This window comes from Modestobacter versicolor (assembly GCF_041028285.1).
Taxonomy (GTDB): domain Bacteria; phylum Actinomycetota; class Actinomycetes; order Mycobacteriales; family Geodermatophilaceae; genus Modestobacter; species Modestobacter versicolor_A.
In genome coordinates, this window is the sequence record NZ_JABGDB010000002.1 from 58,381 (window position 1) to 84,656 (window position 26,276).

The window sequence follows — 26,276 nt, forward strand, 5'->3', positions numbered from 1 at the left end:
GTGCGCATCCTGGATGCCGCGGCGGTGACCGGCGCCATCGGCTGGACCGACGCCGTCGAAGCGCTGCGCCGGGCGCTGCTCGAGGGGCTCGACCCGGAGACCGAGCTGCCCAGGACCGGCCGGCCCTTCGGCGCCGGCGAGCTGCTGGTGATGCCGTCGGACGCCGGCGGCGGGACGCTGGCCGCGGTCAAGCTGGCCACGGTCACGCCGGACGTCCCGGGGTCCGGGCTGCCCCGGGTCAACGCCGTCTGCGTGCTCTTCGACGCGGTGACCCTGGCCCCGGTCGCGGTGCTCGACGGGGTGGCGCTGACCGCCCTGCGGACGCCGGCGGTCTCAGCGCTCGCGGTCGACCTGGTCGCCCCCGCCGCCGCGGACCGGCTGCTGGTCTTCGGCACCGGCCCGCAGGCCGCGGGGCACGTGGCAGCGCTGCGCGCGGTGCGGCCGCTGGGGTCGGTCGGCGTGGTCGGCCGGGTGCCCGAGCGGACCGCGGCCTTCGTGGACCGCCTCCGCGCCGACGGCGTCGACGCAGCGGTGGCGACCGCGGCGGACGTGGCCGACGCCGACGTCGTCGCCTGCTGCACCACCGCCCGCCGGCCCCTCTTCGACGGCCGGCTGCTCAGCGGCACCGCCGTCGTGGTGGCCTGCGGCTCGCACGAGAAGGACGCCCGTGAGGTCGACAGCGAGACCGTGCGGCGCTGCGGCGTGGTCGTCGAGTCGGTGACCGCTGCCTGCCGGGAGGCAGGGGACGTCGTCCTGGCCCGGGCGGAGGGGGCGGTCACGGCCGCGGACCTGGTGCCGCTGGCCCGGCTCGTGCGCGGCGAGTCGGCCACCCGCCCCCGGCTGGTCAAGACTGTCGGCATGGGCTGGGAAGATCTCGTGGTGGCGGCTGCGGTGTTCGCGGCGGTCGACCGGTGAGCGGACCGCTGGAGCTGCCCTCGCTTGAGGTGCGCCGCAGCGTCCGCAGCCAGGTCATCCACGCTCTGCGGGCGGCGCTGGTCACCGGGCAGATGGTGCCGGGCGAGGTGTACTCGGCCCCTGCCCTGGCCGCCAGCCTCGGGGTCTCCGCCACCCCTGTCCGCGAGGCGATGCTCGAGCTGGTCCGGGAGGGGCAGGTCCTCACCGTGCCCAACAAGGGCTTCCGGGTGCGCGACCTCTCCGACCGCGAGCTCGACGAGATCACCGGGGTCCGGCTGCTGCTCGAGGTGCCGACCACGGTCGACGTGGTGGGCCGCGCGAGCGCCGACGACCTGGCGCGGCTGCGGCCGATGGCCCAGCGCATCGTCGACCTGGCCCGGGCCGGGGACCTCATCGACTACGTCGAGGCCGACCGCCGGTTCCACCTGGCCCTGCTCGCGCTGGCGGGCAACGAGCAGCTGGTCACGATCGTCGCCGAGCTGCGGGCCCGCACCCGGCTGCTCGGGCTGGCCCCGCTGGCCGAGAGCGGCGAGCTGGCGACCTCGGCGGAGGAGCACCTGGAGATGCTGCGGTTGATCGAGGCCGGCGACGGCGCGCAGCTCGAGCGGCTGGTGCGCCAGCACATCGGCCACGTCCGGGGCAGCTGGGCCGGCCGCACGGAAGGGACGCCGCGATGAGCACGGCACTGCACCTGTCGGCGCTGGTCCTCCCGGACCGGCACCCGATCGCCTCCTTCCTCGACGACGTGCGGGCTGCGGAGGACGCCGGCGTGCGCACGGTGTGGACCTACGACCACCTGACCTGGCCGCTGCTGGCCGACGGCCCCTGGTACGGCGCCGTCCCGCTGCTGGCGGCCGCCGCCGTGCGGACGCAGCGGGTGCGGCTGGGCACCCAGGTCGCGACCCCGAACTTCCGCCACCCGGTGCCCTTCGCCAAGGAGCTCATGACGCTGGACCAGCTCACCGGTGGCCGGCTCGAGGTGGGGCTGGGCGCCGGTACCGAGGGGCCGGACGCCCTGGTGCTCGGCGAGCCCCGGCGCACGCTGCGCGAGCGGTCCGACCGGTTCGCCGAGTGGCTGCAGCTGCTGGACACGCTGCTGCGCGAGCCGGTGACCACGGTGCACGGCGAGCGGTTCAACGCGGTCGACGCCCACCAGCTCCCGGGCTGCGTGCAGCAGCCGCGGCTGCCGTTCACCGTCGCCGCCTCCGGCCCCCGGGCGCTGGGCCTGGCGGCCCGGTTCGGGCAGGCGTGGGTGACCTACGGCCCGTACGGCCCGCAGGTGGCGCCGGAGGACTGGTTCGCCGCGCTCGCCGAGCAGTCGCAGCGCCTCACCGACGTGCTGGCCGAGCAGGGCCGGGCGCCGGACGCGCTGCACCGCACCGCCCAGTTCGGGCTGGAGGTGCACTGGCCCTTCGAGAGCGCCGCCCGCTACGCCGACACCCTCGGGCGGCTCGCGGAGCTCGACTTCGACGAGGTGACGGTGCACTGGCCGCGACCCGACGGCCGCGGGGTGCCGGCGGCGGCCCTGCCGGTCGTCACCGCGGCGCACGGCTCCTGACGGGGGTCCCGGCGCGCCGGGACCCCCGTCAGGCGCTCAGCGCACCGTGCCGGCCTGGACGACGGTGCGCCCGGACGGCGGACCCCACAGCACGGCGGGGTCGGTCAGCGGGTCGCCGTCGACGACGAGCAGGTCGGCGACCGCACCTGCCTGCACCCGCCCCAGGTCGGGCCGGCCCAGCAGGTCGGCGTTGACCGAGGTCGCCGACTGCAGCGCCAGCAGCGGGCCGTCGACCTCGACCTGCACCCGCAGGCCGGTCAGCTGCTCGTCCTCCAGCACCCCCATCAGGTCGGTGCCGAAGCCCACCCGGACGCCGGCGGCCCGGGCCAGCTCCACCGCCGTCCGGCCGGCCTCCAGCACCTCCCGGTTCTTCGCCCGGGAGACGGCGGCCATGCCCAGCTCGCCGCCCCGGCGCTCCATCGCCTCGTAGGTGCCGAGGGTGGGCACCAGGAAGGCGCCGGCGGCGGCCATCACCTCCGCCGTCGCCGCGTCGAGCAGGTTGCCGTGCTCGATGCTGCGCACCCCGTTGTCCACCGCGTGCCGGATGGCCTCGGGGGAGTAGGCGTGGGCGGCGACGTAGCTGCCCCGCCGGCCGGCCTCCTCGCTGACCGCCCGCAGCTCCTCGGCCGAGTACTGCGGGATCCGGATGGGGTCGGTCAGCGACACCACCCCGCCCGAGGCCATCACCTTGATCGCGTGCGCACCGCGGCGGAACCTGTCCCGCACCGCCCGGCGCAGCGGGTCCACGCCGTCGACGACCTCGATGGTGTGCGCCCCGCAGCAGCGCACGTCGGAGTCCGGCCCCCGCAGGTCGCCGTGCCCGCCGGTCTGGCTCAGCGCGGCCCCGGTCCACAGGTACCGGGGGGAGGGGAGGAGCCCCTCGCTGATCGCCCGGGCCAGCCCTGCGTCGCCGCCGGACGGGTCGCGGATCGTGGTGAAGCCCCGGGCCAGTGCCGCGGCCAGCCGGCGGGCGGCGGCGAGCGCGACGTAGCTCAGCGGCCGGCTCTCGATGGCCATCATGTCCAGCGAGATGCCGTAGGCGTGGCAGTGCGCGTCGATCAGCCCGGGCAGCACCGTCCGGCCGCGTGCGTCGAGCACCCGGTCGGCCGGCTGCGGATCCCCGCCGACGGCGGTGATCCGCCCGTCGACGACGTGCACCGGGCCCTCGACGAGGTCGTCGGACACCCCGTCGAAGACCCGGCCGTTGACGATGGACAGCGACGTCACGCGTCGACCGTCCGCAGCCGGGCGGTCGCGTCGGCGTCGACGGCGAAGGTGGCCGGGTCGACGACCACGCCGTACTCCCGCTCGGCCGCGGCGACCGAGACGAAGCCGTTGCGGACGTCGCGGGCGATCAGCTCCGGCTCGCGGTCGAGCGGGTTGCCGTACCCGCCACCCCCGCCGGTGTTGTTGGCCAGCACGTCGCCAGTCTCCAGGTGGTTGTAGCTGCCGCCCTGCACGACCTCACGCGGGGTGCCCGGGTTGAGCACGACGTGGTTGTTGTCGCCCTCACGACCGCCGGCGACCGGCCACGGCTTGGTCTTGGTCTTGTAGACCAGGCAGATGCCGGTGGTCGGTGCGGTGAACCGGTACACCCGGCTCACCCCGACGCCGCCCCGGTACCGGCCGGCCCCACCGGTGTCGGGCCGGTAGCCGTAGGACTCGATGAACATCGGCGACTTGGTCTCCAGGACCTCCACCGGGTTGTTCCGGCAGCCGGGTTCGGACAGGTGCATGATCCCGTCCGCCCCGTCACCGCCGGCGTGCCCGCCGAAGCCGACCGCCTCGTTGGTGGCCTCCAGCCAGCTCTCGCCGTTCCGCGGGTTCACGCCCAGGCCCATCATCGAGCAGACGTCGCCGCCGGAGCAGGCGGGGACGACGTCGGGCATGCCCTGGGCCAGCGCCTTGAGGACCACCTCGCCGCCGATCAGCGCGGTCCACAGGGTGAAGGTGGGCATCGGCGGGACGGCGTGCATGACCGAGCCGGGCTCGGTGATGACCCGCAGCGGGCGGAAGTTCCCCGCCACCACCGAGGAGTCCGGCGTGGTCAGCGCCTTGAAGATCAGGCTGCAGAACGCCTCGGTCTGGCCCACCGGGAGGTTGATCGGACCGCGCACGTCCCGGTCGCTGCCGGTCCAGTCGATGATCATCTCGTCGTCGGTGATGGTCACCGTGACGTTCATCTTGATCATGCGGTCCAGCTCGACGCCGTCGGAGTCGACGAAGTCGTACGCCGTCCAGGTGCCCTTGGGCATCTTCGCCAGAGCCAGCCGGGCGAGCTTCTCGCCGTGGTCGTTGATGGCCTCCATGGCCGCCACCAGCGTCCCGGTGCCGTACTTGGCCGCGATCTCCTGGGTCCGGCGCACGCCGGTCACGCAGGCGGACACCTGGGCCTGCATGTCGCCGATCGTCCGCTCCGGCAGCCGGCTGTTGAACCGGATGATGTTGAAGACGTCCTCGTTCGGCTCGCCGGCCCGGTACAGCTTGGTGGCCGGGAAGAAGATGCCCTCCTGGGACATGTCCGTGGAGTCCAGGACGTACCCGGGGTCCTTCTGCTTGAGGTCCAGCACGTGGATCCGGCAGGAGGCGAAGCCGATCAGCTCCCCGTCGACGTGGATGGGGGCGAACATCAGCGGGTCCAGGGTGTGCGCCGAGGACCAGTAGGGAAAGTTGAGCAGGAAGACGTCCCCGGGGTGCATCTTGTCGACCCCGAGGAAGTCCACCGCCTCCTTGATGCCGTGGTCGTTGCCGCGGGTGAACACCGCGATCCCCGGCGCGTCGGCGACGACGTCGCCGTGCGCGTCGTGGATGCAGATGCCGTAGTCGTGGATCTCGTAGACGACGGTGTTGTAGGCGGTCCGGCAGAGGTTGCGGGCCATCTCCTCGGCGCTGGCCAGCAGGCCGTGCCGGATGATCTCGGTGGTGATCGCGTCGATCGGTGGTGTGGCGGTGGGGCTCGGGACGCTCATGGGGGTCAGGCCTTTCCCTCGGTGCCGACGGTGATGACCAGCTCGCCGTGCGGGCCGACCCGCAGGGCGTCGGCCGCGTGGATGACGGTGGTCGCGGTGTGCTCGGAGATGACGGCCGGCCCGGCGATCTCGTCGCCGGCGAGCAGCTGCTCCCGGGTGTACAGCGCGTACGGGACGGCGGGCCGGGCGTCGGAGACCCAGACGGCGCGGTGCCCGTCGGGCTGGGGAGCGCCCTCCTCCCGCACGGGCAGCAGCGGCAGGGTGGGACGGTCCACCCCGCCCGTCGCCCGCAGCCGCATCGTGGTGGTCTCGATCGGGTCGTCCATGACGTGCCCGTACTGCCGCTCGTGCAGCGCGGCGAAGTCCTTCTCGACCGCAGCGGCCACGTCCGCGACGCCGTCGGGGATGGTGACCGTCACGCTGTGCTCCTGGCCGCTGTACCGGACGTCGATGCTGCGGGTGAGCACCTGGCGCTCGACCGCGAAGCCCTCGGCGTCCAGGACCCGGCGGGCCTCCTCCGTCATCGGCCCGAACGCCGACTCCAGCCGGGCCGTGTCCAGGTCGGCCAGCGGGGCGACCGCGGTGCGGGAGAAGTCGTGCTGGACCTCGGCCATCAGCATCCCGAAGGCGGAGAAGGCGCCCTGCCCGGGCGGCACGATCACGGTGGGGATGCCCAGCTCGTGGGCGACGTCCACCGCGACCAGACCGCCGCCGCCGCCGAAGGACAGCAGCGCGAAGTCCTTCGGGTCGCGACCGACCTCGACCGTGATCGCGCGGACCGCGCCCATGATCTTGGTGGTCGAGATGCGCACGATGCCCCGCGCCAGCGCCGTGGGTGCCAGGCCCAGCTCCGCCGCGATCGGGCTCAGCGCGGCCGTGGCCAGTCCCTCGTCCAGGGTCAGCCGGCCGCCCAGCGGAGTGCCGGCGCCCAGGTAGCCGACCGCCAGCGCGGCGTCGGTGAACGTCGGCTGCGTGCCGCCGCGGCCGTAGGAGGCCGGGCCGGGGGACGCCCCGGCGCTCTGCGGCCCCACCTGCAGCGCACCGGCGCCGTCGAGCCAGCCGATCGAGCCACCGCCGGCGCCGATGGTGTGGATGTACAGCGACGGCGTGTTGATCGGCATGCCCTCGAACTCCGCGCCCTGGTGCAGCACCGGGGCGCCGTCCACGATCAGCGACGCGTCGAGGCTGGTGCCGCCCATGTCGATGGTGATCAGGTTCGGCTCACCGATCAGCTCGGCGAACGCCGCGGCCCCGATGACGCCCCCGGCCGGGCCGGACAGGATGAGGCTCACCGGTTGCTCACGGGCAGAGCTGGCCGTCATCGCCCCGCCACCGGAGCGGGTCATCAGGAACCGCCCGGTGAAGCCGCCGGACTCCAGCTCACCTTCGAGGGTCTGCAGGTAGCGCCGGACGATCGGCTTGACGTAGGCGTCGAGGACCGCGGTGCTGGTCCGCTCGTACTCGCGGTACTCCCGGGAGAGCTCGTGCGACAGGGTCACGACGACCTGCGGGGCGACCTCGGCGAGGACCTCGCGCATCTGCAGCTCGTGCTCGGGGTTGGCGTAGGCGTGCAGGAAGGCCACGGCCACCGAGTCGTACCCCCGCTCGGCCACCGTGGCGGCGACCTCGCGCGCCGCCGCCACGTCGAGCGGGCGGTGCACCGAGCCGTCGAACAGGCTCCGCTCGGGCACCTCGAAGGTGTCGTACCGCTCCAGCAGCGGGGTCGGCGGCCGGTAGGTGATGTCGTACATCGTCCGGCGGTCGGTGCGGCCGAGCAGGTAGACGTCCCGGAACCCCAGGGTGCCGATGACCGCCGTCCGCGCACCGGTCCGGGTCAGCAGCGCGTTGAGCCCGAGCGTGGTGCCGTGGGTGAACATCGTGACGTCCGACAGCTCGGACTCGGTCACCCCGAAGGCGTCGAGCACGCCCGCGGTCGGCTCCGCCGGCGTGGTGGGGACCTTGTCGAAGCGCAGTTCGCCGGTGTCGGGCAGCAGTTCCACCACGTCGGTGAAGGTGCCGCCGACGTCGATGGCGACGCGGCTGGAGCGGGACATGTGGGTTCGCCTTTCGTGCCTGCCGCGGCCCGGGTGCAGGACGCGCGGGTGGAGGCCGGCCGGTCGGCGCAGGGCGCGCACGACCGGTTGCGGGGGAGTGGGCACCCGGCAGGTCGGCAGACGACGGCGTGGCCCGGCCCGCGCAGTCGTGCTGGACGTGCAGGAGTGCAGCCGGTCCAGGTCCCGCTGTCCCACGGACCGGGAGCGGTCCGCGCGGGGGAGTCGGCGATCGAGCGCGGCCGGTTGGCACGGCCGAGCGCGGTCACGCTGACACAGCGCCGGACGGGGTGTCAACCGGGTCAGCGGGCCCCTCCGGACGCTGTCGTTCCGGCTCCGCGGGCGTGCACAGTCGCGCCGCCGACCGGTGTGCGGAGCGCACAACCGGGGCGTGTCCGGCACCGCCAGCATTCCTCCACCCGACGACCTGACCCAGGGAGTGCACGTGGTCCGCAGCGTCCTTTCCCTCCGTGCGGCCGGTGGCGACACCGGCGCGCTGGAGGCCTTCTACGCGCAGCAGCGGATCCTCGAGCGCGCCCGCGGGTTCCCCGGTTGCCGGGACGCGGTCCTGCTCAGGGCCATCGACGGTGGGCCCGTCACGCACCTGGTCATCGCTGACTGGGACGGGCCCGAGGACTACCGGCGGTGGGTCGAGGACCCGTGGCGGGCTGCCGTGTCCCGGCAGCTCGCCGACCTGTTGGACGCCGAGCAGGACGAGCTCGTCGTTGGCGGCGTGTTCGAGCTCGTCCCGGCCCGGTGACGGTCGCCCGCACCCCCGGTCCCCCCGACCCCACCCCCAGCCAGAGGAGCAGTCAGTGAAGAGAACGCCCCGCCTCGCGACGATCGGGATGACGGCGGCCGTCGCCGTCTCCCTCGCGGCCTGCAGCAACCCCTCGTCGGACTCCGAGAGCGGCTCGGCGGCCCCCTCCGCGGCCGGCGCCGACGAGGAGCTGAGCATCGGCTTCTTCGGGTTCGCCAAGGCGAACAGCTTCGCCCAGGCCACCTGGGCCGGCATCCAGGAGTACGCCGAGGCGAACAACGCGACGGCGACCTTCCTCGACTCCAACTTCGACGGCCCCACCCAGGTCAACCAGCTGCAGGACGCGGTCACCTCCAAGGCCTACGACGTCGTGATCGTGCAGGCCAACGACGGCACGGCGATGGTCAACCCGGTCCGGCAGGCGGTGGAGGCCGGCATCACCGTGGTCGTGGAGTTCACCCCCGTCGGCGGTGACTACAGCACCGCCGAGCCGCAGGTGGACGGCACGATCAACATCATCGACCCGCCCACGGTCAACGGCGAGGGCCTGGCGCAGATGGCGCTGGACGCCTGCCCGACCGTGACCCAGGGCGAGTGCACCGTCGCCTACCTGCAGGGTTTCGAGAACTACCCGCTGGACGCCGCCCGCACCGAGGCGGCCGTCGACGCCCTGGAGGCCGGGGGCGTCACGGTGATCTCCAACCTGGTCGGTGGCTACACCGCCGACAGCGGCCGCACCGCCATGCAGAACCTGCTGCAGGCGCACCCCGAGGTGAACGTGGTGATCGGCTCCTCGCAGGCGATCGGCGGCGCGACGCCGCTGGCCGAGGGCAAGGAGATCACCTTCGTCGGCAACGGGGCCTCGACCCAGGCGTACGAGTACGTGGAGGCCGGCACCTGGTACGGCACGTACGCCCTGCCGGAGAAGGCCTCCGGGGCCAAGGCCGCTGAGCTGGGCCTGGCCGCCGCGCGGGGCGAGGACGTCCCGGACTCCACGGTGGCCTGCGAGGAGCTCACCGACTACGCCTGCCTGGGCACCAAGGACGCCCTGGCCGGGCAGACCGCCGACTACTCCGACTGACCCCCGGCACCGCTGCCCGGGCGTCGCACCCCGACGCCCGGGCAGCAGTGCCCGCACCGACAGGAGCTCAGGCCATGACACACACGCCTCTGCCCGCACCGGCCATCGCGGTGCGCGGGGTCGGCAAGAGCTACAGCGGCGTCAGCGTGCTGCGCGACATCGACCTGGACATCTCCCCCGGCGAGGTGCACAGCCTGGTCGGGGAGAACGGAGCCGGGAAGAGCACGCTGCTCAAGATCCTGGGCGGGGCCATCCGCGCCGACGAGGGGACGCTGAGCTTCGACGGCGAGCGGGTGGCGATCGGCAACCCGCGTGACGCCATCGCGCACGGCATCGCGCTCATCTCCCAGGAGGGCGCGCTGGTACCGGCCCTCCCCGTGCTGGACAACGTCTTCCTCGCCCGGTGGTCGCACCGGGCCGGGGTGGTCCGCGGCAGGTCCGACCGCCGCCGGTTCGACGAGCTCCTCGAGCTCACCGGCTTCGACGTCGACCCGGGAGCGCGCGTCGACGGGCTGCCCATCGGCACCCAGCAGCAGGTGGAGGTCCTGCGCTCCCTCGCCCGCGGTGCGCGGGTGCTCGCCCTGGACGAGCCCACCGCCGTGCTCGCGGAGCACGAGAAGGCCAACCTGCTCGCGCTGATCCGCCGGCTGGCCGCCGGCGGCACGACGGTGCTGCTGGTGTCCCACTTCCTGGACGAGGTGCTCAGCGTCGCCGACCGGGTCACCGTGCTGCGCGACGGCGAGCTGGTGCTCACCGGTGATGCCGCCGAGCACACGCCCGGGTCGCTGGTCCGCCACATGGTCGGCCGGGAGCTCGACGTCCTCTACCCGGAGCCGGCCCCCGTGCCGGCGGACGCCCCGGTCCGGCTGTCGGCACGCGGGCTCAGCCGGGGCATCGTCTCCGGCGTCGACCTGGAGGTGCGGGCCGGCGAGGTGCTCGGGATCGCCGGCCTGGTCGGCAGCGGGCGGACCGAGACGCTGCGGCTGCTCTTCGGCGCCGACCAGGCCGACGCCGGCGTCGTCTCGGTCGACGGGCAGGAGCTCACCCGGCTCTCGCCCCGGCGGGCTATGGACGCCGGCGTCGCGCTGGTGCCCGAGTCCCGCAAGGAGCAGGGGCTGGTCATGATGCGGTCGGTGCGCGAGAACGTCGCGCTGGCCTCCCTCGGGTCCCGGCGGGCCGGCCCGTTCGTCCGCCCGGCGGCGGAACGCTCCGCGGTCGAGGAGGTGTCCCGGTCGGTCGACATCCGGGCGGCCCGTACTGACGCCGCCGTCGAGACCCTGTCCGGCGGCAACCAGCAGAAGTCGCTGTTCGCCAAGTGGCTGGCCCGCTCGCCGAAGGTGCTGCTCGTCGACGAGCCGACCCGGGGCGTCGACGTCGCCGCCAAGTCCCAGATCCACCACCTCATCACCGAGCTCGCGGCCGACGGCATGGCCGTCGTCTGCGTCTCCTCCGAGATCGAGGAGCTGCTCGCCCTCTCCCACCGGGTGCTGGTGCTGCGCCACGGCCGCCCGGTCGGCAACTTCCCGCGCGGGGTCGACCCCGAGGTCGTCATCAGCGCCGCGTTCGGAGACGAAGGAGACAACGCGTGACCGTCGAAGCCGCACCCGCCACCGGGACCCCTGCACCGTCCAGGGGGGAGGTCGCGCAACGCAGGGGGATCCGGGTCCGCGACTACGGCATCCTGGCCGCCCTGGTCGCGATCGTCGTCGCGCTGTCGCTCAGCACCGACACGTTCCTGACCTCGGGCAACCTGGTGAACCTGCTCGACCAGGTCGCCGTGGTGGGTCTGCTGGCCACCGGCGCCACGGTCTGCATCATCAGCGGGGTCTTCGACCTCACCGCCAGCGCGACGCTGGCGCTGTCGGCGATCATCGGCGTGCAGGTGGTGCAGCACACCAACGTGCTCGTCGGCTTCGTCGCCGCGATCGTGGCCGGGGCGCTGCTGGGCCTGGTCACCGGCACCATCGTCGTCCGCAGCGGGGTGAACTCGTTCATCGCCACCCTGGCCACCAGCATCATCTACCGCGGCCTGGCCGTCGTCGTGACCGGCGGGGCGATCCTCTACCCGCTGGCCGACCAGGCCGAGCAGTTCGGCATGCTGACCTGGCCGTCGCTGTTCAGCCTCACCTCGGCCACGGTCGTCTTCGTGGTCGTGGTGGTGGTCATCGGCGTCGTCATCGCCGCCACCACGTTCGGCCGGCGGGTCTACGCGGTCGGCGGGAACGCCGAGGCGGCCCGGCTGTCGGGGATCCGGGTGGGCTCGGTGCACGTGTCGGCCTACATGATCAGCGGGGTCTGCTCGGCGCTGGCCGGCCTCATCCTGGCCTCCCGGGCCGGGTCGGCGCAGTCGAGCATGGCCACCGGTGTCGAGCTCACCGCGATCGCCGCCGCCGTCATCGGCGGCACCAGCATCCTGGGCGGCGAGGGGGCGGTCTGGCGCGGGGTCGTCGGCGCGCTGATCCTGACCCTGATCGGCAACGGGTTCAACCTGCTGGGCTGGGACACCACCTACCAGCAGGTGGTGCAGGGCGTGCTGATCCTGCTGGCGGTCGGCATCGACCGCTGGCTGCGCCGCCGCAGCCGGTGACCCGCGGTTAGCCTGCGGTCGTGATCACGGCTGCCGCGCGGTCCGCGAGCGCCGGGGTCAGCATGTGCCCCGACGGCGCGCGGGCCGTGCTGGTGGTCGACGACGGGACGGTCCTCCCGGTGGACGTGCCGCCCACGCACGACGTGCCGGCGGTGGTGGCCGCGGTCGTCGGCACCGCGGCCGACAGGGTCGGCCCGGACGCGCTGCGGGCGGTCACGGTCGACGTCTCCGCGATGCTGCTGGACGCCGTGGTGCGGGCCGAGACGTCGCTGCCGGAGGTGGCCGTCGTGCGGATCGTCCCGCGCCCGGCGGGCGACCCGGAGCTGGCCCGGTCCCCGGCCCGGCTCGTGGAGCGGCTGATCAGCCACCGCTGGACCGTGGCCGGCGGGCACGACCTGCTGGGCAACGAGCTGCGGCCGCTGGACGAGGCGTGCCTGGTCGCGGTCTGCGCGGAGCTGGTGGCGACCGACGTGCGGCACCTGGCCGTCGTCGCCGCCGGCTCCCAGGGCCGTCCGGAGCACGAGCGGGCCGTCGCCGACGCGGTGCAGGCAGCGGTGCCGGGGGCCCGCATCTCCGCCGCCAGCGACTTCGGTGGCCAGGGTCTCATCGCCCGGGAGGCCACCGTCGTGCTCGACTGCACCCTCGGCCAGCTCACCGACGCCCTGCTCACCACCTGGGAGGCCGCACTGGACCAGCACGCGCCCGGGGTCCCGCTGCGGGTCGCGCGGGGTGACGGCGGGTTCAGCACGCCCTCCCGGGTGCGCGCGCTGCCTTCGGTCACCCTCGGTGCTGCGGACGCCGCCGAGCTCCGCGGCGCCGCGCACGTGGCCCGGCACGAGGACTGCCGGGTGCTGCTGCGGCGGCCGGACGGCCAGGTCGCCGGGGACGTGCGGCGCGGCCTGCCCGTCGTGCGGTCGGCCCAGCTGGTCGAGCTCGGCACGGCCCTCGTCGTCCCGACCGCGGTGCTGGCCCCGGAGCCCGGCGGCGCGGACGGCGGCGAGGTCCTCCGGGTCACCGACGTGCCGCTCGTCGTCGTCGACGGCCCGCCGTTCGAGCGGGTCTGCGTGGGGGCCGCGACGAGCCAGCCGACCGGGTGGGTGGACGAGATCGCCTACATCGAGTCGGCGGAGCACCTCGCCGGCGCCCGCCGGGAGGCCGAGGAGCGGGCCGCGGCCATGGTCACCGCCAACGGGGCCGCCCCGGGCACGTCGTACCTGATCGAGTCCTCGATCGTCGCGGTGCCCTACAGCCCGTCGGGGACGGTGCGCATCCGGGTGCGCGTCGCCGGGGCCTCGGAGGTCCCGGCAGCCGCGGTCCCGGAGCCGGCCGGGTCGGCGGCGTGAGCACCGCGCAGGCGGGGACGACCGGTGGCTACCTCGGCGCGATCAGCTCGATCTCCGCCGACGACGTGCCCGCGCTCTACCAGGGCGCCAAGTTCTACTCCCCGGCGGTCGGCGAGGCCGACAAGTCCGCGCTCACCGCCTGGCTCGCCGGGCTGCTGGACCGCAACGGCCCGGTGGCCCTGCGGCGACCGGAGGCGATGCCGCCGGACACCCGGTGCGTGTCGCTGTGCGTCATCGGCTCGGGCTCGGCGATGGCCGACCTGCCGCCGTCCGGGGACGAGTTCCAGCTCGCCGTGCAGCGGATCGAGCAGCTGCAGGGGCAGCCCTTCGGTGCGGTCTACCCGCTGGCCGCCGCGACGGTGAGCGCCCTGGTGCCGGTGGTGGCGGCCGCCCAGCTGGGCGTGCCGCTGCTGGACGCCGACGGGATGGGCCGCACCTACGCCCTGATCCACCACACCTCGATGTACCTGGCCGGCCTGTCGCCGGCACCGCTGGTCGCGCACGGCCCGACCGGGGAGAGCGTGCTCATCGAGGTGACCATCGGTCCGCGCGCCGACCGGCTGCTGCGGGCCAACGTGGACACCCTCGGCGGGTGGGCCGCGCTCGCCGCCTACCCGACCACGGCCGGCGCGCTCCGCCGGGCCGCGCTCCCGGGCACCGTCTCCCGGCTGCTCAACGTCGGCCGCCTGCTCCTGGAGCGCCCCACCCCCGACGTGCTGGTGGCACGGCTGGCGGCGATCAACGGGTGCAGCCGGATCGGGCGCGGGCGGATCGTGGAGCTGGAACACCTCAGCCGGCCCAACGACGTGACGGTGCCCGGCCATCCCTCCAGCCTGGTGCTCGAGGAGAGCGACGGCCAGCGGCGGCAGCTGCGGCTGGAGCTGCGGAGCGAGATCGTCGCCGTGTTCGCCGACGGCCGGCTGGTCGCCGCCGCACCGGACCTGCTGTCGCTGTTCGACGTCTCGCGGGGCGAGATCGCCAGCCTGGACAGCCTCGAGCCGGGCGACCTCCTCGACGTCCTGGTGACCCCGGCGGACGCCGTGTGGTACTCCGCGGAGGGGATGGCCATGGTGGGCCTGGGCTCGCACGGCATCGGCCTCGACCACCCCCGGCGCCGATGAGCCGGCCCCGCGGCGCCGCGCTGCCGGTGACGCTGCCGATCACGCTGGCCGAGCTGGTGCGCATCGCGCCGCTCGCTGCCGGCGAGGTCCTGCACCTGGCCGACCCCGCCCGGCCGGTGGAGCAGGTCGTCGTCGCCGAGACGATCGACCGGCTGCGGCGGAGCTCGCCGCACTCCCTGGTGGTGCTGCACGCCGATGCCGCGGCCGGCGGCTGGTCGCTGGCGGCCGCGCTGCACCTGGCCTGGGAGCGCAACGCCTCGGCGGTCGTGGTCGCCCGCTCGGTGGCCGGGCCCTCCAGCGCCGCACTCGCCCAGCGGCTGAACATGACGCTGGTGGTCATCGACGAGCAGCCGGTCGAGGTCGCCCTCCAGCTCGCCGGTCAGGTCAGCGCCCCGGACGCCGCCCGGGCCCTGCGCCAGGCGCTGTTCGCCGAGCGGCTGGCCGAGGAGAGCAGCACCCGGGCGGTGCTGAGCGCGCTGAACGGCGAGCTGGCCCCCGTGCCGGTCGCCCTGGTGGTCGGTGACGCGGTGCTCGCCGGGCGTGCTGCCGCCCTGACCGAGGGCGCGGACGCCGAGCAGGTGGAGGTGGACGTCAAGGCGCCGGGGGAACGCCCGTGGGCGCGGCTGGTCGCCGCCGTCCCGGCGCGGGTCCCCGGCGCGGCGCAGCACGTCGAGGCGCTCCTCCGGCTGGCCCGTCCGGCGCTGCTCGCCTCGCTGGCGCAGGCCCGGCTCAACAGCGCCCAGCGCGCGACGCACGAGCAGGCGGCCTTCGGGCTGCTCCGCCAGCTGGCCGTCGAGTCGCCGTCGACCGACCGGGTCGGCACCGCGGTCGAGGCACCCGCCTGGACCAGCGACCTGGGCTGGCACGTCGACGGGTTCAACCGGGCGGTGTGGCTGGCCCCGGCGCGTCCGGTGGCCGCGCCGCCGGAGCAGCTCACCGAACTGGTCCGGGCCGCGTGGCTGCGCGCCCGGCCGACCTGGCCGCTGGTCGCCGAGGACGACGGCTGGATCTCCTGGTGCAGCACCAGCGACGCCGAGGACGTCTCGCTGCTGCGCGGCACGCTGGCCGGCTTCCGGGAGACCGCGGCCGCGCACGGTCTGGTGGTCGGCGTCGGCCGGCCCGAGCGCGGCGTGCCGGGGCTGATGCGCTCGGTCGCCGAGGCCCGGCTGGCGGCCCACGTCGCCCGCGACTCCGGTCCCGGTGCGGTGCAGTGGTTCGACCAGGTCGGCCCGGGGGCGGCGCTGGCCTGGCTGCCGACTGCGGAGATCGCCCAGGTGGCCGACCTGTGCCTGCAGGACCTGATGGCCGCCAAGGACCGCAGCACGCTCGTCGACACCGTGCTGGCCGTGCTCGACTGCGGCGGATCGCTCAGCCAGGCGTCCCAGCGGCTGGGCGTGCACCGCAACACGGTGCTGACCCGGGTGGCCCGGGCCCGGCAGCTGGGACTGGACTTCGAGGACCCCGGCCAGCGGCTGGCGCTGCACGTGCTGTGCCACGCCCTCGCGTCGCTGTCCGACGACCCCGGAAGGTCCGGCGACGGGCCGGGCTGAGCCGCCGCGGCCGACCGGGAGGGCCGGGTGCGCCCGGCCCTCCCGGTCAGCAGCTGGTCACTCCTCGCCGATCCCGTACCGGGTCAGCGCCGTCCCGGCGGTGATGTTGCGGTCCAGCACGTCGGCCCGGACATCGGCGGCCGAGCGCCCGACGGCGTCGCCGTAGCCACCACCTCCGCCGGTGGCGCACCGCACCACGTCGCCCTTGCGCAGCCGCATGCCGTTCGCCTTGAGCAGCCGCCGCTCGTCGTCCCGGCCCGGGTTGACGACCACCTCCGGTCCGATGGCGTCGTCACCGCCGAACAGCCCCCAGGCCGGCTGCCGGGAGCGCTCGAACCACAGCGACACCGACAGGTCGGTCTGCGCCTCGTACGTCCGGACGACGCCGTTGCCGCCCCGCCAGCGGCCGGCGCCCCCGGAGTCCGGCCGGATCCGGTACTCGGTGATCCGCCACGGGTAACGGGTCTCGTGCACCTCGATCGGGATGTCCTTGAGGGAGCCGTTGACGTTGTTGATCAGCGCGCTCTCGCCGTCGGAGCCGTTCCAGGCGCCCCAGCCACCGACCGTGGCCTCCAGGCTGACGAACTCCCGCTCCACCCGCGGGTCGACCCCGGCGGTCAGGATGATCATCGAGTCGCCGTGGCTGGCGCCGGCGACGTGGTCGGGCAGCGCCGGCGCGAGCGCGCGGGCCACCATGTCGATGAGCAGGCCCAGGTGGGAGAAGTACCACTGGCAGGCCGCGGGGGAGCGCGCGCCGAGCACGGACCCCTCCCGGACCTGGGTGGTCATCGATCGGAACGAGCCGCCGTTGCCGGGCAGGTCCGGGCTGACCAGCAGCTTGTAGCCGACCCGCAGCGCCGACACGGCCTGGGAGACCCCGCAGTTCACCGGGCCGACGGTCTGGTCGGCCGACTCGGTGACGTCGAAGTCGATCTCCTCGCCGGTCACGGTGATCTTCAGCCGGATCGGGACCGGGGTGTCCAGGTCGATCCCGTCGTTGTCCAGCACGCCCTCGGCGGTGTACACGCCGTCCGGGATCTGCGCGATCATCGCCCGCTCGAGCAGCTCGGTCTGCCGGAAGATCTCGTCCCGGGCCAGCTCGAGGGTCTCCAGCCCGAACCGCTCGACCAGCTCCTGCAACCGCTTCTCGCCCATGGTGATGCAGGCGATCATGGCGTGCATGTCCCCGGTCGTCGGGTAGGGGAAGCGGACGTTGGTGGAGATGGTGTCGATGACGGCGCGCTCGTCCACCCCGCCGGCCACCAGCTTCTGGGGGCCGAGGCGCAGGCCCTCCTGGAAGATGGTGACCGAGTCCATCGAGCCGCCGGGGTCCTTGGACCCGACGTCGATCCAGTGGGCACGGGACGCGGTGAAGCCGACCAGCGTCTGCCCCACGAAGACCGGTCCGAAGATCGTGACGTCGTTGAGGTGCGTGCCGCCCAGGTAGCTGTCGTTGAGGATCCAGACGTCGCCGGGCTGCCACACCTCACGGCCGAAGCGCTCCTCGGTGGCCCGCGTGCACGCCTCCAGGTTGCCCAGGAAGATCGGCAGCCCGGCAGACTGCCCCAGGACCTGGTGCTGGGCGTCCAGCAGCGCGACGACGCAGTCGCCGCCCTCGTAGATGATCGGCGTGTACGCCGATCGGATCAGCGTCGCGTTCATGTCCTCGGCCGCGGAGTTCAGCGCGTTGCGCAGGATCTCGACGGTGACGGGGTCGATGCCCAGGGTCGCGGTCACTTGACGTCCTTCTCTCGGATGATGAGCGAGCCGATCGAGTCCACGCTCACGGTGTGGTCGGGGGGCACGACCGTGGTGGCGGTGTCCTCCAGGACCACCGCGGGGCCGTCGAAGGTGTGGCCGACGAGCAGGTCGTCGCGCCGCACCACCAGCGCCTCCCGGCTCTCGCCGCCGAAGACGACGTCGCGCAGCTCGTGGGGGAAGGACGTCGAGTCCGCCACCGGCCACTCCTGCGGTGCCGGCTGGCCGAGGTCGCCGAAGGCGGTGGTCCGCAGGGTGACGAACTCGACCGGCGCACCCAGGTTCGCGTGCCCGTACCGCGACTCGTGCAGCTCGGCGAAGCGCCGGGCCACCGTGGTCACGAAGTCCGGGCTGGTCGGCTCGTCGGCGTCGGTGAGCGGGACGGTGAGCGTGTACTCCTGCGCGGCGTAGCGGATGTCGACCGCGTGGGTGGCGACCCGGGCGTCGTCCGGCACCCCCTCGTGCGCCAGGGAGTCGAGCCCGGTGGCCTCCATCCGGTGCAGGGCGGCGGACATGTCCGATCCGTCGAGGTCCTCGTCGAGGAAGAAGTACGGCTCGGTGTAGTCCTGCCGGATCCGGGTCTGCAGCATGCCCCAGGCGGAGAACGCCCCCGGGAAGCGCGGCACGATCGTCTCGGCGATGCCCAGCTCCCGGGCGAGGAAGACCGCGTGCATCGGGCCGGCCCCGCCGAACGCGACCAGCGCGGACTCGCGCGGGTCGATGCCGCGGGAGACGGTGATGGTCCGGATGGCCTGCGCCATCTTGGAGTTCGCCACGTCGCAGATGCCCTCGGCCATGCCGACCGGGGAGAGCCCGAACCCGGCCGCCAGCCCGGTCATGGCCGCCTCGGCGGCGGCCACGTCCAGCGTCAGCTGACCACCGGCGAAGCCCTTCGGGTCGATCCGGCCGAGCACCAGGTTCGCGTCGGTGACGGTCGGCTCGGTGCCCCCGCGCCCGTAGCAGGCCGGGCCGGGCCGGGCGCCCGCCGAGCGCGGGCCCACGCGCAGGCCCCCGGCCTCCGCCCAGGCCACCGAGCCACCGCCGGCGCCGACGGTGTGGATGTTGACGATGCTCATCAGCATCGGCAGGCCCTCGAGCTTGGCCTCCGCCGAGACGTCGGGCTCGCCGTCCACGACGAGGGAGACGTCGAAGGACGTGCCGCCCATGTCGACGCCGATGAGGTTCGGCCGCCCGGTCTGGCGGGAGAGCTGGGCGCAGGCGATCGCGCCACCGACCGGTCCGGACAGCAGGGTCTGCAACGGGCGCCGGCGCGCCGACTCCGCGGTGAGGATCCCGCCCGAGGACTGCATGACGTGCAGCGGCACGCCCAGGCCCCGGTCGGCGAGGCGCTTCTCCAGCTCCTCCAGGTACCGGCGCACCACCGGGCCGGTGTAGGCCTCGATGACCGCGGAGGAGGTGCGCTCGTACTCCCGCCACTCCTTGGCGGACTCGTGCGAGACGGAGACGGTGAACCCGTCGCCGAGCTCCGCCAGCAGGATCTCGCGCGCCCGCAGCTCGTGGGCCGGGTTCTTGTAGCTGAACAGGAAGGCGACGGCGACGGCGCCCAGCCCGCGCTCGCGGACCGTGCCGGCGGCGGCCCGCACGGCGTCCTCGTCCAGCGGCTCCAGCTCACTGCCGTCGGCGGCGATCCGGCCGCCGATGCCCAGCACGTCCCGGCGTGGCACCAGCGGGGTGGGCTTGCGGTAGTGCAGGTCGTACAGCCGGGTCCGCGGACCGCGGGCGATGTGGTAGCTGTCCTCCACCCCGGCGGTGCCCAGCAGCATCACCGGCACGCCGCGGCGCTCCAGGAAGGCGTTGAGCCCCTGGGTCGTGCCGTGCACGAGGAAGTCGATGTCGGAGGGCTGCTCCACGACCGAGTCGAGCCCGGCGAGCACCCCCTCGCTGAGGTTGCCGGGTGTCGTCGAGGCCTTCGTGGCGGCGAACACCCCGGCCACGTCGTCGTAGGTGACGACGTCGGTGAACGTGCCCCCGATGTCCATCGAGACTCGGTACCGGGTCATGGAGACTCCCTTCGCTGCTGGGCGGTCCAGCGAGGCAGTCGCAAGCTACGAGCCGCCGCCGGGCCGGGACTGTGCGCGCGGCACAGCGGGGCGGCGAGCGGTCCGTGCGACGCGCACGGCGGCGGTGGCGGGTCCACCGGCAGGATGCGGCCCGCCCGGGCGACCGTCCGGGCAGATGCCGAGGAGGCGCCGTGCCGCCGTACGACGCAGCAGCGCCCGGGCGCGCCGGGAGCCGGGACCGGGCCGCGGAGATCGACGCCGCGATCGACGCCGTCACCGGTGCGGGCATGGTGACCGTCGGCACCGGCACGGCGACCCGGCGGGTGCGCTTCGAGCACGCGCTGCCGCCGGCTGGGGCCGAGGGCTGGCTGCCGTTCACCGGCCGGGCCGGGGAGCTGGCGGCCGCCGGGGACACCCTGCGGGTGGGGCTCGGCCCCCGGTCCGCGGCCGAGCCCGGTGCCCCCTCGGCGGTCGAGTCGGCCCGCGCCGCTGCGGCGGCGGCCGGGGCGTGCCTGACCGGCGGGGACGTCGAGGTGGTGGTGCCCGACGGCGGGACCGACCTGGTCGCGGCGCTGGTCGACGGGCTGGCGACCGGCTGCCCGGCCACGGGTCCGGTGCGCCTGCTGCTGCCGGCCGACCAGCTGCCCGAGGCCCGGCGGGGGCTCCTGGCAGCCGCCGTCGCCGGGCTTGCCGCGGCACTGGTCAGCGCGCCGGCAGACCTGCTCACCCCGGAGACGGCTGCCGAGTGGGCCGCGGAGGTCGCCGGCCGGGCCGGGTTGGACTGCGTGGTCCTGGAGCCGGAGGAGGTCACCGCCCAGGGGTTCGGCGGGCTCGCCGCGATCGGGGCGGGCTCGGCGAACGGACCGAGGCTGGTCCGGCTGTGGTACTCGGCCCCGGGCGACGGGCCGGTGCTGGGGCTGGTCGGGAAGGGCATCACCTTCGACAGCGGTGGGCTGTCGCTGAAGTCGCCGGCGGCGATGCAGTCGATGCGGCTGGATGTCGCCGGGGCGGCCACCGTGCTCGCGGTGATGGCCGGGCTGCGCGCGGCCGGCTGCCAGGTGAGCGTGCAGGCGGTGCTGCCCTTCGCGGAGAACCTGCCCGGCCCCGGGGCGATGCGCCCGGGCGACGTGGTCACGGCCTGGAACGGGACCGAGATACAGCTGCTCGACCTGGACTTCGAGGGGCGGGTGGTGCTGGCGGACGCCCTGGCCCTCGCCGCCGCCGAGCGGCCGGACCTGCTGGTCGACCTGGCCACGTTGACCTACCAGGCGGAGATCGCGCTGGGCCCGGAGATCGCCGCCGTGCTGGGCCGGGACGACGCCGCCGTCGAGCAGGTGCTCGCGGCGGCGCGCACGGCCGGCGAGCCCATGGCGCGGCTGCCCTGGGCCGCCCGCTACGCCGACCAGGTGCGCACCCCGTCCGGGGTGCGCAACCACCCGCTGCAGGACACCGGCCGGGCGCTCACCGCCGCTCTGTTCCTGGGCGAGTTCGTCCCGCGCGACGTCCCGTGGGCGCACTGCGACATGACCGGCCCGGCCTGGAGAGGCGACTCATCGGGGGACGGCGGGACCGGTTTCGGTGCCCGCACGCTGCTGGCGCTGACCGAGACGATGGGTGTCGGCGGTGGGCAGGGGTGAGCACCTCGGGCTGGTCGGTCGTCGTCGGACTGGCCCTGGTGCTGACCGCGCGGCCGCTGGCGCGCGTCGGCGAGCTGTCGAGTGCCGTGCTGTCCGGGGAGCCGTCCCCACCGCTTCCCGTGTCGGCGCATCCCGTGCTGCTGTGGGTGCTGCGCATGCAGGGCGTCGTCCTCGTCCTGATCGGCCTGGCGGTCTAGCGGGTCCGCCCCGGCGTCAGGTGGGCTGCTCGTCTTCGTCCGGCTTCGCCCACCGCGCTGCGCCGACGGCAGGGAGCCGGGCGAGGAGGCGAGGCGAGTCGGCGGCGCTGCAGCAACCGGCACAGCAATGCAGTGCGTACGACCACGCATCTGCAGGGACGGCCACGCACGCGATGCCCCTGTGACCCGCGGGAACAGCACGTCGGCGCACGTCCCCAGACGGCTGCGCGTGGCTGGGGTCGCGGGGGTCGCAGGTCCGGATCCTGTCAGCCCGGCAGGACAGTTCAGCGGCGGGTCGTCCGAGTTCGGACAGCCCGTCTCGTGCGTTACGCAGACCTGTCGGGCGCCGTCGGGACGGTGCTGCAGGCTCGATCGGGCCAGTCGGCCGCAACAGCCGTCTATCCTGCCCGTACAAGGAGATGGACGTGTCCTCCGTTTCTGCACGAGGAGGTCGGATGGTGGTCCACCAGGAGGCGGCGCCGCGGAAGTCGCGTGCTGACGCGGAGCGCAACCGACTGCACATCCTCGACGTCGCGGAGGGGTTCTTCGCCGAGCAGGGCGTGAGCGGCGCCATGCAGGACATCGCCAAGCGAGCCGGCCTCGGGCCGGGCACGCTCTACCGGCACTTCCCCACCCGGGAGTCCCTGCTCGCGGCGCTCATCAAGGCGCGGTGGGAGGAGCTTGACGCCCGTCGAGCCGAGATCGAGGCCGAGCACGGTGACCCGCTCGAGGCGCTGGAGCTGTGGCTGACCGCGCTGGGTGGCTACGTGACCGTCTTCGACGGCCTGCCCGGCCCCCTCCGGGAAGCTCTGAGCGACACCACCTCGCCGCTGGCCATGACGTGTGAACTGCTCGTCGAGGCCACCGGGGAGTTCCTCGCCGCGGCCCAGGCCGCCGGGAGCGCCCGCCCGTGGGTGCGCGACCGGGACCTCGTACTCACGGTGCTGGCGACGGCATGGGTGAGCGGTGCGCTGCTGGCCGACGAACGGTCCGGAGACGCTCTGCGTGCCATCGTGCGAGAGGGATGGCAGGACCCCTCCCGGGCCTCGGAGTCCGCTCCGCGGTCCTGACCCGACGCCTGCGCGTGGTCGGTGGCGACGGCGACGTCAGCACGTAGCGCCGGCCCGGGACGACCCCGCCGAGGCCCGCACCCAGCGGCCGAGGAGCGCTGCGCGTGGTCGGCATCCAGGCGTCCTTGTCGCTTCGGTCACGTACGTCAGACCTCGTTGACAAGCCGGAGGCCGCCTCCGTATGTTGAAGGGGTAAACGGAGACTGCCTCCGTTCCGCACGGGTCGTCGAGACACCGGGATGCTCCTGCCGCACCGCCACTGGCCACTGTCGGTCAGGGAGCTGCGCACGCCCGGTGCCGACCTGTCCGGTCTGGACCTGTATTCCGCCCGCCGACGAGTCGCGCACGTCGCACCGATCGGTCTTCCTCTCCGGACCTCACGAGACAGCGAGCACGCACATGACCACCCCATCGGACACTGACCTAGCGGCTCCAGCACCGCCGACCCGCTCCGGCGACCGGCTCCCTCCGGGCGTCGCCCTGGTCATCGGGGTCCTGATGGTCTCCACGTTCATCGTCTTCCTCAACGAGATGCTCCTGGGCGTCGCCCTGCCCACGCTGATCGCGGAGTTCGGCGTGAGCCCGAGCACCGGGCAGTGGGTCACGACCGGCTTCCTGCTGACCATGGCCGTGCTGATCCCGGCCAGCAGCTTCGTGATGCGGCGGTTCCACCTGCGGACGATCTTCCTGGTCGCCTTGTCGCTCTTCATCGTCGGGACGGCGCTCGCGGCGATCGCGCCGACGTTCGGCGTCCTGGTGGTCGGTCGGGTCGTCCAGGCGTCCGGCACCGCCGTCTTCCTGCCCCTGTTGATGACCACGACCATGCGCCTGGTGCCGGCCGGTCGCCGCGGCCAGATGATGGCGATCACGACGGCCGTCCCGTCCGTGGCGCCGGCTCTCGGCCCGGCGCTGTCCGGTCTCGTGCTGTCCGCACTGAGCTGGCGCTGGCTGTTCATCCTGATGCTGCCGATCGCCGTCGTCGCCCTGGTGCTGGGGGCGTGGAAGCTGCGCAACATCACCACCCCCGAGCCGGTGACCCTGGACCTGCCGTCGCTGCTGCTGTCCGCGGTCGGGTTCGGCGGCCTGGTCTACGGGCTGTCCCTGCTCGGCGAGGCGTCCTCCGGGCACGCCCCGATCTCCCCGTACCTGCCGATCGCCGTGGGGCTGGTGGGCCTGGTGGCGTTCGTCCTCCGGCAGATCCCGCTGCAACGTCGCGACAGCGCGTTCCTGGACATGCGGATCTTCGCCCAGAGGTCCTACACGCTGCCGATCCTGGTGATGGTCTTCGTCGCGGGCAACGGCATCGGCCTGCTGGTCGTCGTCCCGCTGGTGCTGACCCTCGTCACCGGCCTGAGCACCCTCCAGCTCGGTCTCTTCCTCATCCCCGGCGGGGCGGCGATCTCGATCATGGCGACGCTGAGCGGTCGGGTGTACGACCGCGTCGGCCCGCGCCCGCTGGTGATCCCGGCTGCGATCGTCTGGCTCGCCGTCCTGTGGTTCCTCAGCCGGGTCGACGAGAACACGAGCGTCGTCGCGCTGATCATCGCCTGGCTGGTGTTCACCAGCGCGATGGCCACGATGTGGGCGCCGCTCACGACGAGTGCGATGGGCGCCCTGCGGACCGAGCTCTTCCCGCACGGCTCCGCGGCGTTCGCCACCGTCCAGCAGCTCGCCGGTGCCGCCTTCGGAGCGGTGTTCATCTCCGCCTACACGATCGGTTCCGGTGCCCGGGACGCCGGCGTGCTCACCACGGACCAGGCCGAGTCGGCCGGACAAGCCGCCTTCCTGACCGCCTGGGTCATCGGCCTGGTCGTCCTGGTCGGCGTCTTCTTCATCCGCCGGACAGCGAGTCCGGTCGACGACGGGGAGGTCGTCGACGCGCCGGTCGCCGTTGCGCCGGTCACCGTCGAGACGGTGGCCGACGTGACCGCCACCGTCGCAGCGGTCGGGGCGAAGGCGGCCCGGTGACCATGACGGACAAGAAGCTCCTCCTCGGCATGGGGATGATCGACGGATACGGGGGCCTGCACGGCGCCTGGCGTGCCCCGCACGTCGACCCCGGGACCTACGCCGACGTCGACGCCACCGTGCGCCATGCCAGAGCTGCCGAGCGTGGCAAGTTCACCTTCCTCTTCACCCCCGACTTCCCCGCCGTGCGCGGCGACGTCGAGCACTCGACGATCAGCAACCTCATGGACCCGCTGATCCAGTTGGCCGCCGTCGCGCGCGAGACGACGAACATCGGCTTCGTGGCGACCGGGTCGACGACCTTCCAGGAGCCGTTCAACACGGCACGCCAGTTCAAGGCGCTCGACGTCCTGAGCCACGGCCGCGCGGGGTGGAACGCCGTCACGACGAGCGATCCCGCCGTCGCCGCCAACTACGGGCGACCCGTCGCCGACCGCGAGGAGCGTTACCAGCGCGCCCACGAGGCGATCCAGATCGTCCAGGCGCTGTGGGGGAGCTGGCAGGAGGACGCGTGGGTCAAGGACCAGGCGGCGGACCGGTTCATCGACCCGTCGAAGCTGCAGCCGGTCAACCTGCAGGGCCGGTACGTCGCGTCGCGAGGCCCCCTGGCGATCCCACCGTCGGAGCAGGGCCAGCCCGTCGTCTTCACGTCCGGCGGCCCCAGCCCGCACCTGCTGTCGATCGCAGGCCGCTACGCGAGCGGTTTCATCGCCGAGGTGTGGACGATCGAGGAGGCGCGCGCCCAGCGCGAGCTCGTGCGCGACGCGGCACGCGAGGCCGGCCGCGACCCCGACGAGGTCAAGTACATCCCCGGGATCATGACCACCGTCGCCCCGACGGTGCGTGAGGGCCTCGACCGGCGCCTGCGCTACGCCGGCGACGTCATCGAGGCCCGCCTGCCCCACCTCGGCGCGATCCTCGGGATCCAGATCCACCCGGACCGGTTCGACGAACCCCTCACGCCGGAGCAGCTGGCCTCCGCGCACGCCTCGCCGCGGGATCCGCGGTCGTCGAACGCCCTGGCGGTGGCGCGCGAGGGGTGGTCCCCGCGCGACGTCCTCGCCCACGGCGTGATCGACTTCCACCCCACGGTCGTGGGCCCGGGGGAGCTGCACGCCGACCACCTGCAGGAGTGGTTCGAGGCCGGGGCCGCCGACGGCTTCTGGGTGACGCCCGACATCTACGAGGACGGCATCGACGCCTTCGTCGACGAGGTCGTGCCGATCCTGCAGCAACGCGGCATCTACCCCACCGAGTACCCGGGCACGACCTTGCGCGCGAACCTCGGCGTGCCCCACCAGTACGGACTCGACCCGCGCATCACCGGCACCGAGCAGTGACCGGACCCAGGTGACGCCGCGGACGTCCGGTCCTGCTGCCGCCGTCCTCGGCGCCGTCATGGCCGCGTGGTCCCGCCCGTTCGTCGCGACGCCGTCCTGACGAACCCATCCGCAGAGCCAGTCGGCAGAGGATGATCCCGTGCGGATCGAAGGACAGGTCGCGCTGGTCACCGGAGCGAACCGGGGCATCGGCAGACTGGTCGAATCGCTGGTGCGGACCGCCGTCGAGCGCGCGGCCTGCCGCCGGGAACGGGCTGACGGTGGGGGACGTGTCACCGCGGGGGCTGAGGGGCTCGAACATCCACGCCGGCTCGTCGCAGCGGGTGAGTCCACCGGATCGGTCCAGGTAC

Annotated in this window: 20 protein-coding genes; 15 read left to right on the plus strand and 5 right to left on the minus strand. The window is 73.9% G+C overall.

The features are described 5' to 3' along the window. From HL054_RS06505 to HL054_RS06515, 3 genes are read left to right on the plus strand one after another with little or no spacing between them, the layout of a single operon-like run. Entirely contained in the window at positions 1 to 915 is a 915-nt protein-coding gene (locus tag HL054_RS06505) for an ornithine cyclodeaminase family protein (RefSeq protein WP_369138036.1), read from the plus strand. Next, positions 912 to 1,592: a GntR family transcriptional regulator gene (locus tag HL054_RS06510; protein WP_369138037.1), complete on the plus strand. Its 681-nt coding sequence runs from the start codon at positions 912 to 914 to the stop codon at positions 1,590 to 1,592. The genes HL054_RS06505 and HL054_RS06510 overlap by 4 nt, the downstream gene beginning before the upstream one ends. Next, complete coding sequence (locus HL054_RS06515) at positions 1,589 to 2,473, plus strand: LLM class flavin-dependent oxidoreductase (protein ID WP_369138038.1); 885 nt, start codon at positions 1,589 to 1,591, stop codon at positions 2,471 to 2,473. Before HL054_RS06510 ends, HL054_RS06515 begins: the two co-directional genes overlap by 4 nt. A 36-nt stretch (positions 2,474 to 2,509) precedes the next feature. Here HL054_RS06515 and HL054_RS06520 read toward each other — a convergent pair whose 3' ends face one another. The 3 genes from HL054_RS06520 to HL054_RS06530 are packed head-to-tail and all read right to left on the minus strand — an operon-like array spanning position 2,510 to position 7,496. Then, positions 2,510 to 3,700, minus strand: coding sequence for a metal-dependent hydrolase family protein (locus HL054_RS06520; RefSeq protein ID WP_369138039.1), 1,191 nt, complete (start codon positions 3,698 to 3,700; stop codon positions 2,510 to 2,512). Further along, entirely contained in the window at positions 3,697 to 5,442 is a 1,746-nt protein-coding gene (locus tag HL054_RS06525; RefSeq protein WP_369138040.1) for a hydantoinase B/oxoprolinase family protein, read from the minus strand. Before HL054_RS06525 ends, HL054_RS06520 begins: the two co-directional genes overlap by 4 nt. 5 nt (positions 5,443 to 5,447) lie before the next feature. Continuing rightward, positions 5,448 to 7,496 (minus strand): hydantoinase/oxoprolinase family protein, encoded by a 2,049-nt coding sequence (locus HL054_RS06530; protein WP_369138041.1) that lies wholly within the window; start codon positions 7,494 to 7,496, stop codon positions 5,448 to 5,450. Between the two features lie 442 nt (positions 7,497 to 7,938). Here HL054_RS06530 and HL054_RS06535 point away from each other — a divergent pair, with 442 nt between their 5' ends. The 7 genes from HL054_RS06535 to HL054_RS06565 all read left to right on the plus strand — a co-directional run bounded on the left by HL054_RS06535 (position 7,939) and on the right by HL054_RS06565 (position 15,935). Then, positions 7,939 to 8,253 (plus strand): antibiotic biosynthesis monooxygenase family protein, encoded by a 315-nt coding sequence (locus HL054_RS06535; RefSeq protein WP_369138042.1) that lies wholly within the window; start codon positions 7,939 to 7,941, stop codon positions 8,251 to 8,253. Between the two features lie 55 nt (positions 8,254 to 8,308). Further along, positions 8,309 to 9,334, plus strand: coding sequence for a sugar ABC transporter substrate-binding protein (locus tag HL054_RS06540; protein WP_369138043.1), 1,026 nt, complete (start codon positions 8,309 to 8,311; stop codon positions 9,332 to 9,334). 74 nt (positions 9,335 to 9,408) lie between these two features. Continuing rightward, complete coding sequence (locus HL054_RS06545) at positions 9,409 to 10,923, plus strand: sugar ABC transporter ATP-binding protein (protein WP_369138044.1); 1,515 nt, start codon at positions 9,409 to 9,411, stop codon at positions 10,921 to 10,923. Continuing rightward, positions 10,920 to 11,921, plus strand: a complete 1,002-nt coding sequence (locus HL054_RS06550) for an ABC transporter permease (protein WP_369138045.1) — start codon at positions 10,920 to 10,922, stop codon at positions 11,919 to 11,921. The genes HL054_RS06545 and HL054_RS06550 overlap by 4 nt, the downstream gene beginning before the upstream one ends. Before the next feature lie 20 nt (positions 11,922 to 11,941). Continuing rightward, positions 11,942 to 13,264, plus strand: a complete 1,323-nt coding sequence (locus HL054_RS06555; RefSeq protein WP_369138047.1) for a hydantoinase/oxoprolinase N-terminal domain-containing protein — start codon at positions 11,942 to 11,944, stop codon at positions 13,262 to 13,264. Further along, positions 13,261 to 14,385 (plus strand): DUF917 domain-containing protein, encoded by a 1,125-nt coding sequence (locus HL054_RS06560; protein WP_369138048.1) that lies wholly within the window; start codon positions 13,261 to 13,263, stop codon positions 14,383 to 14,385. Before HL054_RS06555 ends, HL054_RS06560 begins: the two co-directional genes overlap by 4 nt. Further along, positions 14,382 to 15,935: a PucR family transcriptional regulator gene (locus HL054_RS06565; protein ID WP_369138049.1), complete on the plus strand. Its 1,554-nt coding sequence runs from the start codon at positions 14,382 to 14,384 to the stop codon at positions 15,933 to 15,935. The genes HL054_RS06560 and HL054_RS06565 overlap by 4 nt, the downstream gene beginning before the upstream one ends. Before the next feature lie 57 nt (positions 15,936 to 15,992). Here HL054_RS06565 and HL054_RS06570 read toward each other — a convergent pair whose 3' ends face one another. After that, the gene (locus tag HL054_RS06570; protein ID WP_369138050.1) at positions 15,993 to 17,672 is read right to left on the minus strand and encodes a hydantoinase B/oxoprolinase family protein; all 1,680 of its coding nucleotides are present in this window, start codon (positions 17,670 to 17,672) and stop codon (positions 15,993 to 15,995) included. After that, positions 17,669 to 19,714: a hydantoinase/oxoprolinase family protein gene (locus HL054_RS06575; protein WP_369138052.1), complete on the minus strand. Its 2,046-nt coding sequence runs from the start codon at positions 19,712 to 19,714 to the stop codon at positions 17,669 to 17,671. Before HL054_RS06575 ends, HL054_RS06570 begins: the two co-directional genes overlap by 4 nt. A 191-nt stretch (positions 19,715 to 19,905) precedes the next feature. Here HL054_RS06575 and HL054_RS06580 point away from each other — a divergent pair, with 191 nt between their 5' ends. The 5 genes from HL054_RS06580 (at position 19,906) to HL054_RS06600 (ending at position 25,926) form a co-directional block, all read left to right on the plus strand. Then, positions 19,906 to 21,351 (plus strand): M17 family metallopeptidase, encoded by a 1,446-nt coding sequence (locus tag HL054_RS06580; RefSeq protein WP_369138054.1) that lies wholly within the window; start codon positions 19,906 to 19,908, stop codon positions 21,349 to 21,351. Further along, positions 21,348 to 21,548 (plus strand): hypothetical protein, encoded by a 201-nt coding sequence (locus HL054_RS06585; protein WP_369138055.1) that lies wholly within the window; start codon positions 21,348 to 21,350, stop codon positions 21,546 to 21,548. The genes HL054_RS06580 and HL054_RS06585 overlap by 4 nt, the downstream gene beginning before the upstream one ends. A 455-nt stretch (positions 21,549 to 22,003) precedes the next feature. Continuing rightward, positions 22,004 to 22,618 carry a TetR/AcrR family transcriptional regulator gene (locus HL054_RS06590; RefSeq protein ID WP_369138056.1) on the plus strand — a complete coding sequence of 205 codons (615 nt, stop codon included), beginning with the start codon at positions 22,004 to 22,006 and terminating at the stop codon, positions 22,616 to 22,618. 399 nt (positions 22,619 to 23,017) lie between these two features. After that, positions 23,018 to 24,586, plus strand: coding sequence for a DHA2 family efflux MFS transporter permease subunit (locus tag HL054_RS06595; protein WP_369138057.1), 1,569 nt, complete (start codon positions 23,018 to 23,020; stop codon positions 24,584 to 24,586). A gap of 2 nt (positions 24,587 to 24,588) precedes the next feature. Next, positions 24,589 to 25,926, plus strand: a complete 1,338-nt coding sequence (locus HL054_RS06600) for an NtaA/DmoA family FMN-dependent monooxygenase (protein WP_369139073.1) — start codon at positions 24,589 to 24,591, stop codon at positions 25,924 to 25,926. Positions 25,927 to 26,276: the final 350 nt, after the last annotated feature.

Coding starts and splice junctions, on each gene's coding strand:
- HL054_RS06545 (WP_369138044.1), top strand. CDS start 9,409: ATGACACACACGCCTCTGCCCGCACCGGCCATCGCGGTGCGCGGGGTC.
- HL054_RS06515 (WP_369138038.1), top strand. CDS start 1,589: ATGAGCACGGCACTGCACCTGTCGGCGCTGGTCCTCCCGGACCGGCAC.
- HL054_RS06565 (WP_369138049.1), top strand. CDS start 14,382: ATGAGCCGGCCCCGCGGCGCCGCGCTGCCGGTGACGCTGCCGATCACG.
- HL054_RS06600 (WP_369139073.1), top strand. CDS start 24,589: ATGACGGACAAGAAGCTCCTCCTCGGCATGGGGATGATCGACGGATAC.
- HL054_RS06525 (WP_369138040.1), bottom strand. CDS start 5,442: ATGAGCGTCCCGAGCCCCACCGCCACACCACCGATCGACGCGATCACC.
- HL054_RS06590 (WP_369138056.1), top strand. CDS start 22,004: ATGGTGGTCCACCAGGAGGCGGCGCCGCGGAAGTCGCGTGCTGACGCG.
- HL054_RS06530 (WP_369138041.1), bottom strand. CDS start 7,496: ATGTCCCGCTCCAGCCGCGTCGCCATCGACGTCGGCGGCACCTTCACC.
- HL054_RS06595 (WP_369138057.1), top strand. CDS start 23,018: ATGACCACCCCATCGGACACTGACCTAGCGGCTCCAGCACCGCCGACC.
- HL054_RS06575 (WP_369138052.1), bottom strand. CDS start 19,714: ATGACCCGGTACCGAGTCTCGATGGACATCGGGGGCACGTTCACCGAC.